The 18,271-nt window shown below is 55.7% G+C and carries 15 protein-coding genes; 13 read left to right on the plus strand and 2 right to left on the minus strand.

From position 1 onward, the window contains the following. The first annotated feature begins 5 nt into the window (after positions 1–5). Positions 6–3,140 (plus strand): efflux RND transporter permease subunit, encoded by a 3,135-nt coding sequence (locus A4308_RS09525; RefSeq protein WP_045281659.1) that lies wholly within the window; start codon positions 6–8, stop codon positions 3,138–3,140. Here A4308_RS09525 and A4308_RS09530 read toward each other — a convergent pair. Next, positions 3,091–4,212: a YbdK family carboxylate-amine ligase gene (locus A4308_RS09530; protein WP_045281658.1), complete on the minus strand. Its 1,122-nt coding sequence runs from the start codon at positions 4,210–4,212 to the stop codon at positions 3,091–3,093. The two genes, A4308_RS09525 and A4308_RS09530, sit on opposite strands and share 50 nt — an antisense overlap. Positions 4,213–4,317: 105 nt before the next feature. Here A4308_RS09530 and A4308_RS09535 point away from each other — a divergent pair, with 105 nt between their 5' ends. Continuing rightward, entirely contained in the window at positions 4,318–5,208 is an 891-nt protein-coding gene (locus tag A4308_RS09535) for an oxidoreductase (protein WP_014882883.1), read from the plus strand. On the opposite strand, the gene A4308_RS09540 is transcribed toward A4308_RS09535, so the two are convergent. Beyond that, on the minus strand, positions 5,205–5,999 hold the full coding sequence (locus A4308_RS09540) for an AraC family transcriptional regulator (RefSeq protein WP_014882884.1): 795 nt from the start codon (positions 5,997–5,999) through the stop codon (positions 5,205–5,207). The two genes, A4308_RS09535 and A4308_RS09540, sit on opposite strands and share 4 nt — an antisense overlap. Positions 6,000–6,075: 76 nt before the next feature. Between A4308_RS09540 and A4308_RS09545 the strand changes: the two genes are divergently transcribed. From A4308_RS09545 to A4308_RS09595, 11 genes are all read left to right on the plus strand, one after another. Further along, positions 6,076–8,058, plus strand: a complete 1,983-nt coding sequence (locus A4308_RS09545; RefSeq protein ID WP_049011081.1) for an FUSC family protein — start codon at positions 6,076–6,078, stop codon at positions 8,056–8,058. Continuing rightward, a complete protein-coding gene (locus A4308_RS09550; RefSeq protein ID WP_045281656.1) occupies positions 8,051–8,266 on the plus strand; it encodes a DUF1656 domain-containing protein in 216 nt (71 codons plus the stop codon). Before A4308_RS09545 ends, A4308_RS09550 begins: the two co-directional genes overlap by 8 nt. Beyond that, positions 8,263–9,147 carry an efflux RND transporter periplasmic adaptor subunit gene (locus A4308_RS09555; protein ID WP_023332311.1) on the plus strand — a complete coding sequence of 295 codons (885 nt, stop codon included), beginning with the start codon at positions 8,263–8,265 and terminating at the stop codon, positions 9,145–9,147. Before A4308_RS09550 ends, A4308_RS09555 begins: the two co-directional genes overlap by 4 nt. A 51-nt stretch (positions 9,148–9,198) precedes the next feature. Then, positions 9,199–9,636 (plus strand): DcrB-related protein, encoded by a 438-nt coding sequence (locus A4308_RS09560; protein WP_045281655.1) that lies wholly within the window; start codon positions 9,199–9,201, stop codon positions 9,634–9,636. A 17-nt stretch (positions 9,637–9,653) separates the two neighbouring features. After that, entirely contained in the window at positions 9,654–13,850 is a 4,197-nt protein-coding gene (locus A4308_RS09565; protein WP_045281654.1) for an RHS repeat-associated core domain-containing protein, read from the plus strand. A gap of 7 nt (positions 13,851–13,857) precedes the next feature. After that, entirely contained in the window at positions 13,858–14,301 is a 444-nt protein-coding gene (locus A4308_RS09570) for an SMI1/KNR4 family protein (RefSeq protein WP_032628744.1), read from the plus strand. A gap of 356 nt (positions 14,302–14,657) precedes the next feature. Next, a complete protein-coding gene (locus A4308_RS09575) occupies positions 14,658–15,224 on the plus strand; it encodes a hypothetical protein (protein WP_023332314.1) in 567 nt (188 codons plus the stop codon). 155 nt (positions 15,225–15,379) lie between these two features. After that, a complete protein-coding gene (locus A4308_RS09580) occupies positions 15,380–15,964 on the plus strand; it encodes a hypothetical protein (RefSeq protein WP_023332315.1) in 585 nt (194 codons plus the stop codon). 142 nt (positions 15,965–16,106) lie between these two features. After that, a complete protein-coding gene (locus A4308_RS09585) occupies positions 16,107–16,628 on the plus strand; it encodes an SMI1/KNR4 family protein (protein WP_023332316.1) in 522 nt (173 codons plus the stop codon). A gap of 297 nt (positions 16,629–16,925) precedes the next feature. Further along, positions 16,926–17,471 (plus strand): SMI1/KNR4 family protein, encoded by a 546-nt coding sequence (locus tag A4308_RS09590; RefSeq protein ID WP_032628746.1) that lies wholly within the window; start codon positions 16,926–16,928, stop codon positions 17,469–17,471. Between the two features lie 243 nt (positions 17,472–17,714). Further along, entirely contained in the window at positions 17,715–18,095 is a 381-nt protein-coding gene (locus A4308_RS09595; protein WP_230278564.1) for an Imm10 family immunity protein, read from the plus strand. Positions 18,096–18,271 lie beyond the last annotated feature (176 nt).

The raw sequence follows: 18,271 nt of genomic DNA on the forward strand, positions 1-18,271 counted from the left end.
CCATCATGCTGACGTTTTTCATCAAACGCCCGCGCTTTGCGATGGTGATAGCGCTGGTCATTACCCTGCTGGGGGCCATCGCGCTGAAGATTATCCCGGTGGAGCAGTATCCGCAGATCACGCCGCCGGTGGTGAATGTCTCTGCCAGCTGGCCGGGGGCCAGTTCGGCTGACGTGGCGGAGGCTATCGCCACGCCGCTGGAGACGCAGCTTAACGGCGTGGATCACATGCTGTACATGGAGTCCACGAGTTCGGATGAAGGCACCTACAGCCTTAACATCACCTTTGCCGCGGGGACCGATCCGGATTTAGCCGCCATCGACGTGCAAAACCGCGTGGCGCAGGCCGTGGCGCAACTGCCAGCGGAGGCGCAGCAAAACGGCGTGCAGGTGCGCAAACGCGCCACCAATCTGATGATGGGGGTAAGTCTTTACTCACCTGACAATACCCACACGCCGCTGTTCGTCAGTAACTACGCCAGCACCCAGGTGCGTGAGGCGCTGTCGCGCCTGCCGGGCGTCGGTCAGGTGCAGATGTTTGGCGCGCGCGACTACAGCATGCGCATCTGGCTGCGTCCAGACCGCATGAACGCCCTGAACGTTACCACGGACGACGTGGCGCAGGCGCTGCGCGAGCAGAACGTGCAGGGAGCGGCGGGCCAGGTCGGCACGCCGCCGGTGTTTAACGGCCAGCAGCAGACCCTGACCATCAACGGGCTGGGGCGCCTGAACCAGTCTGATGATTTTGCTGACATCATTATCCGCGCCGGCGAGATGGGCCAGCTGGTGCGCCTGAAGGACGTCGCCACCATCGAGCTTGGCTCGCGTAGCTACAGCTCCGGCGCGCAGCTGAACGGACACGACTCCGCCTACCTCGGCATCTACCCGACACCGTCCGCCAACGCCCTGCGCGTGGCCGACGCGGTGTGCGCCGAGCTGGAGCGCCTCGCGTCGCGCTTCCCGGACGACCTGGTCTACGAGGTGAAATTCGATACCACCACCTTCGTTGCGGCCACCATCAAGGAGATCGGCGTCTCGCTGGCGCTGACGATGCTGGCGGTCGTTGTTGTTGTATCCCTGTTCCTGCAAAGCTGGCGCGCGACGCTGATTGTTGCGCTCGCCATTCCGGTGTCGCTGGTGGGCACGTTTGCGGTGCTGTACACGCTGGGCTACTCCGCCAACACGCTCAGCCTGTTCGCCATCATTCTGGCGCTGACGATGGTGGTGGATGATGCCATCGTTGTGGTGGAGAGCGTCGAAACGCTGATGGCGGAAGGGCAGAGCCGCACGGCGGCGACCGTGCTGGCGCTGCGCCAGATTGCCGGGCCGGTGATAGCCACGACGCTAGTGCTGCTGGCGGTATTTGTGCCGGTGGCGCTGCTGCCGGGGATTGTCGGTGAGCTTTACCGCCAGTTCGCGGTCACGCTTTCCACGGCGGTCACGCTCTCAAGCCTGGTGGCGCTGACCCTGACGCCCGCGCTCTGTGCAATGCTGCTGCGCCCGCGTCCGGCACAGCCCGCTGCGATTTTTCGTGGATTCAACCGCGGGCTGGATGCCACGCGCAATCGCTATACCCGGATCGTAAGCGTCTTCACCCTGCGGCCGTGGCTGGCGCTGCTGGCCACCGCAGGCGCGGCGGCCGTGGTTGCGTTCAGCTTTACGTCGATGCCAAAAGGCTTCCTGCCACAGGAGGACCAGGGCTACTTCTTTGCCAGCGTTCAGCTGCCGGAAGCCGCCTCGCTGGAGCGCACCGAAGCGGTAATGACCACCGCACGCGAATTAATCGCTAAAAATCCGGCGGTGGAAGACGTGATTCAGGTCTCCGGCTTTAACATTCTTAACGGCACCAGCGCTTCCAACGGCGGGTTTATCTCCATCATGCTCAAAGACTGGAGCGAGCGCCCGCCGCTGGACGAGGTGATGGCTACCCTGCAACGTCAGCTGCTGGCCCTGCCGGAAGCAACCATCATGACCTTCGCGCCGCCGACCCTGCCGGGGCTGGGCAACGCCTCCGGCTTCGATCTGCGCATACAGGCGCAGGCGGGGCAAAGCCCGGCGGAGCTGGAGCGCGTGACGCGCGGGGTGCTGATGAAAGCCAATCAGCACCCGCAGCTAAGCCGTGTGTTCACCACCTGGAGCAGCAACGTCCCGCAGCTGACGCTGACCGTCGATCGCGAGCGTGCGGCCCGTCTCGACGTGCCGGTATCGCGCATCTTCAGTAGCCTGCAAACCGCCTTTGGCGGCACGCGCGCCGGGGATTTCAGCATCAACAACCGCGTCTACCACGTTGTCATGCAGAACGAAATGCAGTGGCGCGAGCGCGCTGAGCAAATCAGCGAGCTGTTTGTGCGCAGCAACAGCGGCGAGCGGGTGCGCCTGAGCAACCTCGTCACCATCACGCCGGGCGTTGGCGCGCCGTTCCTGCAGCAGTACAACCAGTTTCCGTCCGTGTCGGTGAGCGGCTCGGCGGCGGAAGGGGTGAGCAGCAGCACCGCGATGGCGGTGATGAGCGAAATTCTGGCAGAGATCCTGCCTGCCGGATACGACTATGCCTGGAGCGGCATGTCGTATCAGGAGCAGCAGACCGGCAATCAGGCGATATGGATTGTGCTGGCGGCGGTGGTGATGGCGTGGCTGTTTCTCGTCGCCCAGTATGAGAGCTGGACGCTCCCGGCGAGCGTGATGCTCTCGGTGCTCTTCGCCCTCGGCGGGGCGCTGGTCTGGCTGTGGATGGCGGGCTACGCCAACGATGTCTACGTGCAAATTGGTCTGGTATTGCTGATCGCGCTGGCGGCCAAAAACGCGATTCTTATCGTGGAGTTCGCCCGCGCCCGGCGTATGGACGGAATGACGATTGTCGATGCGGCGAGGGAAGGGGCTTCGCGCCGCTTCCGCGCGGTGATGATGACCGCCGTGTCGTTTATTATCGGCGTCATGCCAATGATGCTGGCGACCGGGGCGGGTGCCCAGAGCCGTCGCATCATTGGCACCACGGTGTTCAGCGGTATGCTGGTGGCGACCGTCGTGGGGATCGTGTTCATCCCCGCTCTGTTCGTGCTGTTCCAGCGTCTGCGTGAGTGGGGCCACGGCCTTACGGACTCGTCGCCCACAGCTCGCAGTGCTTCTGAACCAGAGAAATAAGCGAGCCGCCGTCGGCAATAAAGTCCCGCATGCGCTGCGCCTCGCTCTTGCCCTGCTTTAACAGCAGGGCAATTTCAGTGATTGCGCTTGTCGCGCCGAGCTTCTCGGCCGATGGCGCAACCTGTTCCAGCAGCCAGGCGATATCTTCCGCCACGGTTTTCTGTTCGCCGGTATGCACGTCCGTCAGAATCCCCTCCAGCCCGTAGCGACAGGCCTGAAAACGGTTAAATCGGTACAGCAGAAAATCCTTCTCCTGATGCTTATAGGGCCGCGTGGTCAGCAGCCAGTGGGAGGTTGCCTGGATCAGCCCGGCAATGTTTATCGCGTGGCTGAGCGTCAGCGGCGTATCCATCACCCGCACTTCCACGGTACCAAAGTGCGGGCTGGGGCGAATGTCCCAGTGCAGGTCTTTAATGCTGTCGATCATGCTGGTGGCGCTCAGGCGGCGGAACAGCCCTTCGAACGCCTGCCAGTTGTTGACCCACGGCATCTGGCCGTTATCCGGAAATCCCGAAAAAATATTCAGACGCGATGAGGCGAACTTCGTGTCCGTGCCCTGCATGTAGGGTGACGCGGCGGCGAGGGCGATAAAGTGCGGCACAAAGCGCGACAGACCGTGCAGCAGGTAAATGGCATCGTCCCCGGTTCGACAGCCGACGTGTACGTGCTGGCCGAACACCGTGGCCTGCAAAATCAGGTAGCCAAAGCGCTCCAGCGTGACGTTATAGCGCTCGTCATCGCACACCTCCTGGCGCTGCCATTTCTGGAACGGATGCGTCCCGCCGCCGCAGATCTGGATATGCTGCTCCGCCGCCGCGCGCAGAATACTCTGCTGCATCACCGAGAACTGCGCCGCTGCCTGGTCGATGGTCTGGCATACGCCGGTGGCGATTTCGAGCATGCTTTCGGTGATGTCGTGCTTCACTTCTCCGCCTTTGATGTCGTCTTTGACGGCGGCGATCAGCGCGGAAGAGTCCTGGCTCAGATCGTACCCGGGCGGATTAACCACCTGCAGTTCGAGTTCGATGCCGAGGGTGAACGGTTCAGAGGACGTGAAATCGGGTAAAGGCATGGCGCACTCCGTTGTCAGTTGTGTGTTGAGTATAGACAACGACGTGGCGCTCACTTTTCAGGGTGGTATAACTGTTAGCAGGCTTAGCGAAAAGGGGAGTTAATCATGTCTGACAATCCAGTGATTGCGCTGATAGGTCCCGGTGCGATTGGGACCACCATTGCCGCGGTGCTGCATGACGTGGGCCGCACGCCGCTGCTGTGCGGACGTACCGCACATCCGGAATTACGCCTGCGTTATGACGAGGGCGAAACGGTGGTACCCGGTCCGGTCTTAACCGATCCTGCCGTCATTACGCGTCCCGCCGATCTGGTTTTTATCGCGGTAAAAACGACGCAAAATGCCGACAGCGCCGGATGGCTGCGCGCGCTGTGCGATGAAAACACCGTGGTCTGCGCCCTGCAAAACGGCGTGGAGCAGAAAGCCCAGCTTGAGCCGTGGGTCAACGGCGCAACGGTGCTGCCGTCGGTGGTCTGGTTCCCGGCACAGCGCGAGCCGGATGCCTCCGTGTGGCTGCGTGCCAAACCGCGCCTGACGCTGCCGGAGGTGCCGCAGGCGCAGCGGGTGGTGGATGCGCTTCTCGGTACGCGCTGTGAAGTGGAACTCTCGGCAGATTTCGCCACGGTCGCCTGGCGCAAGCTGCTGCAAAACGCGGTCGCCGGGCTGATGGTGCTGGCTAACCGCCGCGCCGGGATGTTCAGGCGTGAGGACATCAGCGAACTTGCGCTGGCCTATCTGCGCGAGGGGCTTACCGTTGCCCGCGCCGAGGGGGCGAAGCTTGACGATGCGGTGGCCGGGGAGATCCTGGCGAACTTTCAGCGTGCGCCTGAAGACCTGGGCACGTCGATCCTGGCCGATCGTCAGGCCAACCGTCCAATGGAGTGGGATATCCGCAACGGCGTGATCCCGCGCTATGGCCGCAAACACGGGATTGCGGTGCCCATCAGCGACGTGGTGGTGCCGCTGCTGGCGGCGGGGAGCGAAGGGCCGGGTTAACGGCCGCTGTTTTTCCGTTCGGCAAAATAATGCGCGGGTGTGCTGCCCATCGCTTTTCTGAACATGGTGATAAACGCATTCACGGATTCATACCCAAGCGTTGCCGCCACGTTCTGGACAGGCACGCCGCTGGCCAGCTCCCGCAGGGCAATAATCAGGTGCAACTGCTGCCGCCATCGCCCAAAGCTCAGCCCGGTCTCGCGTTGCATCAGGCGTGCAAACGAGCGCTCGCTGAGGGCGAGCCGTTTCGCCCAGTCTTTCAGGGTGCTTCTGTCCTCAGGGCGGCTGACCAGCGCGTCGGCCATGGCGCGAATTTTCGGGTCGGTCGAGACCGGCAGGCTGAGCTTCTGCTGCGGCATGCTGGCGAGCTCATCCAGCGTGACCCGGGTCAGTCTGGCGGCGTGGCTGTCGGGAGGATAATCCACGCCTTCGCGCGTCAGGCGGTCGACCAGCTCCGTAATCAACGGCGAGATCGCCAGGGTGCAGCACCTCTCCGGCAGCGCCGCCGCGCCGGGCTCAATAAACAAATAGTTCAGATGCGCGTTCCACGTCGCTTTCGCGCTGTGCGGGATCCCGCCGGGGATCCAGACTGCGCAGTCTGGCGGCACGATCCAGATGTCATTCTCCGCGTAACAGCTGACCGCGCCGTAACGGGCAATAATCAGCTGGCCCTTGCGATGGGTATGCACCGGCACTTCCGCAGCGTAGTCCACAAAGTCCAGATGACGCGCCACGGCAGGAGAGGCGGTAGAGTCAGGGTCATACAGCGTATTAGCGGATTGCGGCTTCATGATTCTGGCAACATTTAGGTATTTTTTGACAGAATAGAGTATTTAAGCGGGTCTGCAAGCCGGTAATAATCCCGGCATGAATAAAATCTTCTCTCATCACGTGCGTCTCCCCGCCACATTGCGAAACGATGCGGGCGCGCTGATCTACTCCGCGAAGAGTTTTGCCGCGGCGATGCTGGCTTACTACCTCGCGCTGTCGATAGGTCTCGAACGTCCTTCATGGGCCATTATTACGGTTTACATCGTATCGCAGACGTCGGTCGGGGCGTCGCTGAGCAGAAGCCTCTACCGGCTGGCCGGGACCGTGGCCGGGGCCTGCGCGACCGTTCTGATCGTGCCCATCTTCGCGAATATGCCGATCCTGTGCAGCGTGGTGCTGACGGGCTGGATCACGTTCTGCCTGTGGCTCTCCCTGCTGGAGCGCACGCCCCGGGCCTATGCCTTCGTGCTGGCCGGTTACACCGCGAGCCTGATTGGTTTTCCCGCGGTATCCGATCCGGGTGGCATTTTTAACGTTGCCCTCGTCCGCGTGCAGGAGATCGCGATTGGGATTTTCTGTGCGGGGCTGATTCACCGCTACGTGCTGCCCGCACGCGTATCAGGGCTATTCAACGCGAAATTATCCCAGACGCTACAGGCCGCGCGCGGTCGGGTGGCGGACACCCTGGCGGGTAAACCCGGCGCGGCTTCCGGCCCCCTGCATCTGGCCCTGGCGCTGCAGTTCCTGCAGGGGATAAGCCACCATGTTCCGTATGATTTTGCCCTGTCCGCTCCGGTGCGGCAGGCCAGAAAAGCGATTCACGATCGGCTGGCACGGCTCGCGATCGTCAACTGTGAACTACACGATCGCTTGCTGACGCCCGGAATTTGGCCCGCCGACATGCAGGCATTGCGGGAGGATGTTCAGGCCTGGCTTGCCGCTGAAGACGCGGGTGCCAGCAGTGCGGCTGAGGCGTTGCGGCTCCGCTGTACGCTTCTTATCGATCGGTATGCCGCGCATGCGCAGACGATTGACGACGCGTTGCAGGTCAGTTTTATTCGCTACCTCTCAGAGGCTATCGCGCTTCTGGAGCAGTGCGAGCGTCTTTCCGGGGCTATCCACCACGCAAAACCTGCGTTTGGGGAGATGCAAACCCGCGCGGCAAAAGGCTACGTTTTCCACCGCGATCCGCTTACCGCCGCCCGCACGGCGCTGGGGGCTTTCGTCATCATTCTGAGCGGTTGCCTGGTCTGGATTTTCTCTGCGTGGCCGGATGGCGGTACGGCGGTCTCTATCCTTGGCGTCTGCTGCACGCTGTTTGGCAGTTTCGACACGCCGGCGCCCCACATCGTGAAATACATCATTGGCTCGTTCTGGGGCGTGGTGATTAGCCTGCTCTACAGCTTTGCGCTGCTGCCGCAGGTAAGCGATTTCCCGGTGCTGGTGGCGGTGCTTGCTCCGGCGTATCTGCTGGCCGGGTCGCTTCAGGCGCGCCCGCCAACCACGTTTATGGCGATGGGCATCACCCTGACGCTGCCCATTCTGTGCGAGCTGGGCGCGCACTACAGCGGCGACTTCGCCGTCGCGGCTAACACCGCCATTGCGCTCTTTGCAGCGACCGGCTTTGCCGTCATCAGCATGAGCCTGATGCAAACCGTGCAGGCGGACGCCGCCATCACGCGTCTGCTGAACCTCTGCCAGCGCGACATTCGCCGCAGCGTGAAAGGCACGCTGCGGGTCGACGAAACGCACTGGATCAACCTGATGATGGACCGAACTGCCCTGTTGCTGCCGCGTTTGCAGCGCAGCGAGCGTGCGCCAGAGCAGGCGCTTGAAAGGCTTTTGCACGCGCTGCGCCTGGGGCTTTCAGTCATGCATATACGCCGCAGTGACACACCGCCCGGCAGGGAGGTTGACGCGCTATTTCATCGGATAAACGCCGCGGACCGCCACGCCTTAGGCGAACGCATTACCGCCATCATCGAGCAAAACCTGCCTGCCGCAGATGAACCGACGCGCCAGTTTGTCTTCAGGCTGGTGGATTTTCACTGTGCATTACGGGGGCCAGACCATGGTTAACGATATTAATATCGGCGGCGTTTTTATTCCGGGGCTGCTGATGGCCGCCCTCGCGACGCTGGTCTGCACGCTGAGCCTCGTCGCGCTTTTCTCTCTCAGCAGGATCTACCGGCGCTTGCCGTTTCGCCCGCTGATGGATGTTTCAATCTGGATTGTCATCTTTTACCTGCTGATGCAGGGCCTGATCGCGTTGGGGTTATTGTCATGAAATCACTGCTCTCTTTACTGGCTCGCTATGCGCTGACGTTAAGCGCCGTCGCAGCGGCCACGCTGCTGGCGTTTATGATGTGGAAACACTACGCGCAAACGCCGTGGACCCGCGACGGCCGCGTCCGGGCGGACGTGGTGCAGATTGCGCCGGATGTCTCCGGGCCCGTCATCAGCGTGGCCGTGCGGGACAACCAGTGGGTGAACCGGGGCGATGTACTCTACGCCATCGATCCGCGCTGGCTCAGGCTGGCGGTGGCCAGCGCGCAGGCGGATGTGGAATCGAAACGCCATGAGATGCTGATGCGCCAGGACGCGGCCCATCGCCGCACGCTGATTAAAAACGCCATTTCGAGCGAGGATGTGCAGCAAACCGGCAGCGCGGCGAACGTCGCGGCGGCCAATTATCACGGCGCGCTGGCCGCGCTGGATCTGGCAGAGCTGAATCTGGCGCACGCCACCGTGCGTGCGCCGGTCTCGGGGTACGTTACGCACCTGCGGCTTCGGCCCGGAGACTACGCGACGGCGGGGGAGACAAAGGTCGCCATCGTCGATGCCCACAGCTTCTGGGTGGTGGGGTATTTTGAGGAGACTAAACTGCGCCATATTCGCGTCGGGGATGCCGCGCAGATAGTGCTGATGGGATACGATCCGGTCATCACGGGGCACGTGGAGAGCATCGGGCGTGGGATCGGGGACAGCAACGACGAAACTGGCGGGCTGGGGCTGCCCGACGTCGAACCCACCTTTAGCTGGGTGCGGCTGGCGCAGCGCGTGCCGGTGCGTATTCATATCGACAGGTTGCCGGAGGGGGTTGAGCTGGTGGCGGGGCTGTCGGCGAGCGTGGCGGTGGGGCGAAAATCTGGGGATAGTCAGCCTTAAACACATATGCGAAACTTACCGCTTCTGAAAATATGTGGTGGGACCCGCTCAATGTCAGAACCAACTTCGCAGTGCCTTTTCAGTGAAGGTCTGATCGATTTTCCTGAAGGTTATCAGGATCGTACCGTCAACGTCTTCGCGCCGCCCGCAGCGGACGCGCCAGCGTTCAACCTCTCCCGTGATGCCCTCAACGCTGGCGAAGCGCTTGCCGCGTACATCGATCGCCAGCTCGCCCTGATGGAAAAACACATCAAGGGATGGAAGCAGGGGGAGCGTAGCGCCGCTACGCTGGGTGACGGCCTTTCACAGGGTGAAACCGTCCATGCCAGCTACCTGCGCGACGGCAAACGCATCTGGCAGCAGCAGGCCGTGTTTAACGTCGACGGCAATAAAATTCTGGTCTTCACCATGACCTGCACCCGCGCGCCGGGCGATGCTGACCGCGCGATGTTTGGCGATCTTCTCAGGAGCTTTCGCTTCCACCATTAACATCAGGGACCGTTGTTATGTTTGAAGCTGCACGCGTAGGTGATGATATCGGCCACTCCGGTGCGCTTGCCGGGATGATTGCCGGAACGATTGTCGGCGGCCTGATTGCCGCCGCCGGGGGCATTCTGGCGGGGGCGATGTTTATTGCCGGACTTGGCGCATCCTGCCTGGGCGTGGGCGTCCTGCTCGTCGGCGCGAGCCTGGCCGTGGGGTACTACACCGGGGAGCTGGCGACCGCCGCCCGCGACAGCATCGCGGACGCCGGGGCATCCAGTATGACGAAGAAAGGCGTCATCACTTCCGGCTCGCCCAATGTGTTTATCAACGGTAAACCCGCCGCGCTTGCCACCGATAGCACCGTCGACTGTTCTGACGACGGCTCGCAGCAGATGGCCGAAGGCTCTAAGCGAGTCTTCATTAACAGCCAGCCTGCGTCCCGCATCGGGGATCGTACCACCTGCGACGCGAAGGTGATGACCGGTTCGGACAACGTCATCATCGGCGGCGACCCGCAGCAAACCCTGCCCATTCAGTCTGAAGTCCCCGAGTGGCTGTATAAAGTCTCCGATCTTACCCTGCTGTTCGCCGGCCTGCTCGGCGGGTGGGGCGGTGCCGCTGGCAAAGTTGGGGCGCTCTCTAAGCTGCTGGGGAAAATTCCCGGTATCAATAAGCTGGCCCGTATCGCCTGCCGCGCCGGCACGCTGATGACCGGCGTTGCCGCCGCGGGGATCATCGCCCGCCCGGTGGATATCGTCAGCGGGCAGAAGTTTCTCAGCGGGGATGACGAGCTGGACTTCGTCCTGCCTTCCCGTCTGCCGGTGCGCTGGCAGCGCTACTGGCGCAGCGGCAACCCCGGTGACAGCGTGCTGGGCCGCGGCTGGAGCCTGTTCTGGGAAAGCCGCCTGGAGCCGTATCAGGACGGGCTGATGTGGCGTGCGCCGTCCGGTGATTACATCGCCTTCCCGAATGTCCCGAAAGGGATGCGCACCTACTGCGAAAGCGAAAAAAACTGGCTTGAGCACCACTCTGACGACAGCTGGTCGGTGTATGACGTCAGCGGCGAGCGCTGGCACTATGCGCCGCTTAAGGATGATGCCCCGTCGCTGCTCCAGCAGATCTCTGAACCCTGCGGCAACGCTATCCTCTTCGAGTGGAATGCGAATAATACCCTGCATGCCCTGACCGACAGCGCAGGCCAGCGCGTAGTCTGCCGCTACGACAGTGACAGGCTTGCCGGTGCCTGGCTGGATGACGAGATCTGCCTGGTCAGTTACGCTTATGATGAACAGCGCCAGCTGGTCTGTGTGACCGGCCGGGGCGGTAGCGTGCGCCGACGCTTCCGCTGGCAGGACGGGCTAATGAGCGCCCATGAGGACGCCAACGGCCTGCTGAGCGAATACCGCTGGCAGGAGATTGATGGCCTGCCGCGCGTGGTCGGCTTCCGCCACAGCGGCGGCGAACAGCTGACATTCGAATACGATTTTGATAACGGCACCCGCCGTGCGACCCGCGATGACGGCGCGCAGGCGCACTGGCTGGTGGACGACGACGACAACGTTGCGCGCTTCACGGATTACGACGGTCGTCAGACGACGTTTGTTTACCGCGACGGCGAACTCTGCGACGTCATTCTCCCCGGCGGAGCGATGCGCCGCAGCACGTGGGACAAATACGGCCGCATGACCAGCGAGACGGACCCGGCGGGCCGCCGTACGGAGTATCACTGGTATCGTCTGACCGACCGCATCACCCGGACAGTGTATCCGGACGGTACCTCATCGCAGGCCATGTACGACCTTCGCGGTCGCCTGCTGTCGGAAACGGATCCGGCCGGTAACGCCACCGCGTATGACTATCCCGACGATCAAGAAAACCTGCCGGAGAGCATCACCGACGCCATTGGCGGCGTGGTGCGTCTGGTCTGGAACCACCAGGGGCTGCTGACGCAGCGCACCGATTGCTCCGGCAGCGTGACCCGCTTTACCTACGACCGATTCGGGCAGCTGATTGCCAGCGAGGATGCGGAAGGGAATATTACGCGTCGGGAATGGAGCCGTGCCGGGCTGCTGAGCGCCGTGATCCACCCGGACGGCAGCCGTGAGTCGCTGGTGTGGAATGAACGCGGCCAGCTCACGGGCTGGCGCGACCCGCTGGAAAGCGAAGTGAGCTGGGCCTATAACGCGCTCGGCCTCCCGGTCAGCCTTACCGACCGAATTGGCCGCGTGCGCCAGTGGCGCTATGACCCGCGCGGTAACCTGTTGCGACTCGATAACGGCAACGGGGCGGAATACCGCTTCACCTACGACGCCGTGGGCCGCCCGCTCAGCGAAACTCGCCCGGACGATACCGTGCGCCATATGGAATGGGACGCGCGAGGGTTCCTCTGCGCGCTCGAAGAGAACGGCCGGCCTGCCGCCGACGGCGGCATCGCCCGTCGCGTCCAGCAGTTCAGCTATGACGACAGCGGGCTGCTGATCGGGCGCACTCAGCGCCACGCGGAGTACCGCTACTTCCGCGACCTGAGCGGCCAGATTACCCGCATCCGCCGCACGCCAACCGCAGAAGGCGTTGCCCTGGGTATCGAAAGCGATGAGATTGTTTACCGGCACGATGCCAACGGGCGCGTGCTGAGCGAATCCGGTATTAACGGCGCGGTGGGCTACGAATGGGATGCCCTGAGCAACCTGACCGGCCTGACGCTGCCCGGCGAGCAAAATCTGGCCTGGCTGCACTACGGCTCCGGCCACGTAAGCGCCATCCGCTTCGGGCAGCAGCTGGTGACCGAGTTCACCCGCGACCGCCTGCACCGCGAGGTGCGCCGCACCCAGGGCGCGCGCGAGCAGTTCCGCCAGTATGACAGCCTGGGCAGACGCACCCTTCAGCGCAGTGAGCTGAGTACGGACGTGACCCTGCCGGAGAAAGCGCTCCTGGAACGGCTGTATCGCTACACCGCGCGCGGTGAGCTTTCCGGCGTCAGCGACACCCTGCGCGGTGAGGTAGATTACGGCTACGACGCCGAAGGTCGTCTGCTGAAGCACTACGAGGCCCGCCAGGGGCACAGCCGCGCGCAGTTCAGCTATGACGCCGCGGATAACCTCGCCGCCAGTGACGATGCGGCACCGGTCACGGATAACCGCCTGCAGCACTGGCAGGCGCTGTTCATGAAATACGACCACTGGGGCAACCTGGTCAGCCGTCGCAACGGGCTGTATGAACAGCATTATGCGTATGACGCCGAGAACCGTCTGGTATCCGCCCGGGGAACCGGGCCGGAAGGGCGGTTTGAGGCGCGCTATCACTACGACGCGCTGGGCCGCCGCACGCGCAAAATCGTCACTACGACGCACGGCACCACCGAAACGCGCTTCCTGTGGCAGGGCTACCGGCTGCTGCAGGAGCAGCAGGAGAGCGGGCTGTGCAACACCTATATCTACGACCCCAATGAAGCCTGGAGCCCGCTGGCGCGGGTGGATCATCTTCGTGACCAGAACAGCGGTGAGATTTACTGGTTTAACACCGATCTGAACGGCGCGCCGCTGGAAGTGACCGACGAGCGCGGCGCGGTGCGCTGGAGCGGCCAGTACGGCAGCTTTGGCGAGGTGCGTCATCAGAGCGAAGGTTTCTCGAGGCTTGTGAATCGCACGGCGTTGGCGCACCAGCCGCTTCGCTATGCCGGGCAGTATTCTGATGGTGAGACGGGGCTGCATTATAACCTGTTCCGCTACTACGACCCGCAGGTCGGGCGGTTTATTGTGCAGGATCCGATTGGGTTGGCGGGTGGAAACTTAAATTTATATAACTATGCCCCTAACTCTCTGTTATGGATAGACCCTATGGGTCTGGCATTGAGCGGCGTTGACTTTAGTGGAAGCCCATCACTTTATCCTGTTACTGGGACACAACGAAATATCGTTGAAATTACCCTTCAAGGATCAAGGGGGCGGGATTTCACAGAAGCCTACAAACTTGCAGGCATAAGTGAAGCTGATGCAAGCGAATATACATGGCATCACCTTGATGATTTTGATCCAAAAACAGGTAAGTCAACTATGCAGTTAGTCACGACTGAGGCGCACAAAGCATCTTTCCCACATAAGGGGTCTGTATCTCAGTTCGAAAAACATTTTGGAGTGAAGTATGGCTCTCCTGAAGCTATAAAAATATCTCATAGTAAAGGATGGCTGAGAGGTCGTATTCCTAAACATTGTCAATAGGAGAGAAATGATGATTAAACTTATAGATTCTTCACCTGCTGTATCTGCTAATGAGCTAGGCAAGATCGAAGTTTCGCTGGGCGTAACTTTTCCTAATGCCTTAAAATCTTTATGGCTTATAAGTAATGGTGGCATACTGGACGAAGGTCGTCGTGTTTATCAAAGTGAACACTACGAGAATGATATAAAATATTTCTTACCTATATTACATACTAAAAGTTCAGGCATATTAACTGTTGATGATTACTATAAGGATTTAGTAGTTAACAAAAAAATTCTTGCAGAAAATTTTATACCATTCGCAATTGATGGAGGTGGGTTTCCCTATTGTGTTGGGATAAATGATGGTGCAGTATATTTTTGTGATTTGGAAAATCAGGAGGAGATCTATCTTGAGCCAGATTTTGACAGTTTTATCGGAAAAATAATTCCTGAAGATGAAGCATGGTGATATAGGTTCTTACCCTCGTAAGAGGGGGCTTTGTTGATCACTACTTTTTACAGGGGGCTTCATTGATGCATTGATGGAGTGCCCAATTATTTCATTAATAACATATTTCCTTTTCTGCTGACTTGGTATAAGAGATGCTAAATCACGTTCAGACTCCAGGCTTTATTAAATCCATTAGTCGGTAAAGAAAATAAAATTTTCCGGCTTTTATTAATTTGTTTTTCAATTCTACCTAAAGAGACGTACATTGTAGTTGATCATAAATGTGACTTAAAGATGCTAAGAATTTTTACGCTGAAATTGTTATGGGAATTAGGAAAGAGAAAATGTACTTTTTATGGGGGTGAGTTGAAGAAATGATTAAAGATAACCTGATCTCTAAAATAAGTATCTTTTCTGATGGTAATGTCATTGGGCGGATAGGTGGAAATGTCCCTGAATTCTTTTTAGATAAACTAGGTGATATTCAGGGGCATAAGTTTTATTTGACAGTTCAGAATCCTGATGATGGACATGAGTATATTACGATACTTATTCCTGAAGGGCATGAGGATATGATTGATAACAATATCTACCCCAATTGTTCAGTAAAAGTTTTTACGCATCCGTTTTCTGATGAAAGCAATAATTATGTATTTACGATAAAACACATTAATAAGGCAGTTGTTGTTGGGTATGATAAGGTTGAAAGTGAAGAGTTTGACTTTATCACTAAAACCGAAGATGCAAGGTTAATACAATCGGAAGATTATTATTTTGATGCTTTGCAAAAAGATGGTTATGAATTTTTCATGCAGATAGATGAAGATTATTATCCAGATGCATTGCTTGATGGTGATTACATCTTTGGTTACGGTGCTTTGTATTTGTATAAAAATATATCTGGCGGGAATATCGTGGCTGGTTTTTGGCAGTGCTCGTAAAGATAAGTGATTAATAAAAGCTGGATTAATATTAATTATTTTCGGCTGATATTATACAGGTTGTTTTTTATTCAGATTGCATTTACTTTCTTATTTTTTAATTAGTTCTATAAAAAAAATTTTAATTTAATTAGTTATTACTGAGGGCTATATTTATGGATGCGTCTGATACTATTATTAATGAGATTGAAAAAGCATTAAAACAACTTATTTTCATTTGCAATAAATACTCGCTTTCAGGGATTTTCAGCACCGTCAATGATCTGGACAATGCCTTCCCGTCCAACTTACCTCGTTCGACAGAGGTGGAATTTTTATATGAAAATTATAATCCTGAAAAATTAAAGATTGAAACAGGCTTCACGCCAATTAAACTTCACTCAGTCAGTGAGCTCTTAAAGGCTCAAAGTGGTTATGAATACTTACCAGAGAATTACCTTGTTATTGGCGATGATTTAGGTGGAGGTAAACCTATAATTGCGGTTATCGATGAAGGGAATACCTCTGCTTATGCAAGTTATAATGTAGTTGAACCGTTTCAGATAGCTGGTAGTCTCTCTGGTTTCATATTTTCTTTAGCAGAGCTTATTGATGTGGTATATGGTCAATACGATATCTTTGATATAGCAGATGATAATGATGAAGTAAAAGATGATTTTATTGATGAGTTGCGGAAAAGAATTATGCCTCTTATCGGTAATGAAAACTTCGATGCATTCTATGATTATTTTTATCGCTAGGATACATGTTTTTTGATTTAGATAAATGAATGGAATATGCCGGAAACCATTAAGTTCCGGCTTTAATTACTACAATCAATTTTTCCATAACAGAGGTTGCGTATCTAAGATCAAGAAGTCATGACCTTAACAAGGAGAGCTTATGCCTATTTCATGCGGTAAACCTGCAAATAAAGATGAAATTAAACTTATGGAGGGTATATTCAAATTCAGTTTACCTGAAGATTATAAAGAATTCCTCAAGTTGAAAAATGGCTTTGTTGTAAAATCTCCGGATTTTTGTGAGTTAGAGTATGAAGGTGTCGATGAAGGGGTAATCGCCTTTTATGCCCTTTTTGGAATAAATATGAAAAATCCAAACCACGACATTTTTCGTCAAAATGAAAATTTTTTAAGTGAACTTGATTTTATTGATGATAAGTTAATTATTGGTGATGATCCTGGAGGTAATTTTTACCTTATATTAAATGGCAGTGAAAGCCAAGGTGTGTATTATTGGGACAGAACACATCTACATGCTGAGGATGATATCCAAGAGTTTGAGATCGCTGAGCAAAATGAGTGCGGCAATATCTATAAAATTACTAATAGCTTTACGGAATTTTACAAGAAAATTTGTGAAACATCTCTTGATGCAGGAATGAATGTAACTGTTGATTTATGATATTTCAAAATAAAGCCATAATCAGAATATGATCATGGCTTATTTTTTTACATTTAGATGTTAGTAAATAGATAAACAGTAATAAAAAGAATGTCAGGTATGCTTGTATTTTACCATTGGTAATAATGCCATTGCATAGGAAAAAGGCATTACACAGAAAGGGGCTCAGAATTTGTTAAGGGAAAAGATGCACACTCCACAATCATCTGATTGCGAATAACATAATTCTTCTGCCGAGAGATCTTCATGCCAATGTGCCCCTGTTGGCTACGAATCAGATATATGGAGGAAAGAACATTGTTGAATAAATTAGAGCGCTTTGGAGCGAAATCGACACAATTACCATTAGATGAACTGAAAAAGACTTTAAATACATTAGAAGCATCCACAGGGCCAATTCCTGAAACTTATCGTGCCTATTTACTTCATTTTGGCGTTTCTGTTCTTTTTGATGTAAATGTTGTTTTCAAAGCGTTACAACCATCTCCATGGTCTGATGAGCAAGGAACTGATACGCTTGAGTCTTTATACGGTCTTGCAGAATCGGGTAAAGAATATACTGTCTTTGAAATGGCTGATACATACTGGAATGATTTTCGCGATCAATGGTTACCGATAGGAGCCTCGTCTGGTGATAATCAAATTTGTCTTTGTCTCAAGGGAGGTATGTCGGGAGAGATTTGGTTTTGGGATCACGAGTCTGATCCAATATTCAATGATTCAGCCGTGATTTCCGGTCTGACAAAAATAGCAAACTCCTTCGATGAGTTTGTTGATATGCTTACTGTTCAGGATGATAAAATAGAAACATCAGGTGTGATTAACGTCGATCTTGATTTTTAATAAAGGAGTACTTGCGGTGATCCTGACGAAGCCCATCCATTGACGTAAGGTGGGCGTAGCTGGTGTAGTAAATATTACAGCAGCAACAGCCGCTTCGCTATGCTGGAAATATATAATTTGCCTTTTAAAAGAGCAATATTAAAAATATTTGTGCGGATGCAATTTTCGGTTGCAACTATATTAATGAATTTCAGGTTTTCGGTAAAAATCTGCCAGGAGTAAAACGATTCATGATAAGGATAAATGATGAGTATAATTAAAAATCTTGTTGCAACGTGTATTAAGTGCGCTGAAGAAAATGATGTTCTCACCATCGGAATAGGGGATGACAGCCATGATCCAAAAAAATTTATCATTATCGGACGATTCGATGAAGATGAATTATCCGTTAACGAATGCATTGGATTCCAGAGTGAGTCAACGGAATATGAGTTAACAGACTCTATTCGTTCCGTACAACTCACAGATGACAAACTTGTGATCGTGCTTAATGATGATGCTGCAAAAAAAATTGGCATCAGCGAATATCACGTGGTCATTCCTGCTGCAAAAGATTCTAAATCGCTTGGAAAGTGTTTGAAGGAAGTGTTTGAAGGCAGTGATGTGCCGCTACAATTACCGTAAGGTTTTAGCCTCGATATCGCTAGCTTGGCTGCTTCACTTTTTTCTTAATATAGAAAAATATCACCCTCATCAATTCCCATAAACGCATTCACCGGCACGCAAAAACGCTTCGCCAGCTCGCGCATATGCTCCAGCGTTAATGTCGGGGTCGTGCTCGACAGTGGGCATTACCTCGA

It is taken from the genome of Enterobacter sp. ODB01, assembly GCF_001623605.1.
In the GTDB taxonomy this organism is placed as follows: Bacteria; Pseudomonadota; Gammaproteobacteria; order Enterobacterales; family Enterobacteriaceae; genus Enterobacter; species Enterobacter kobei.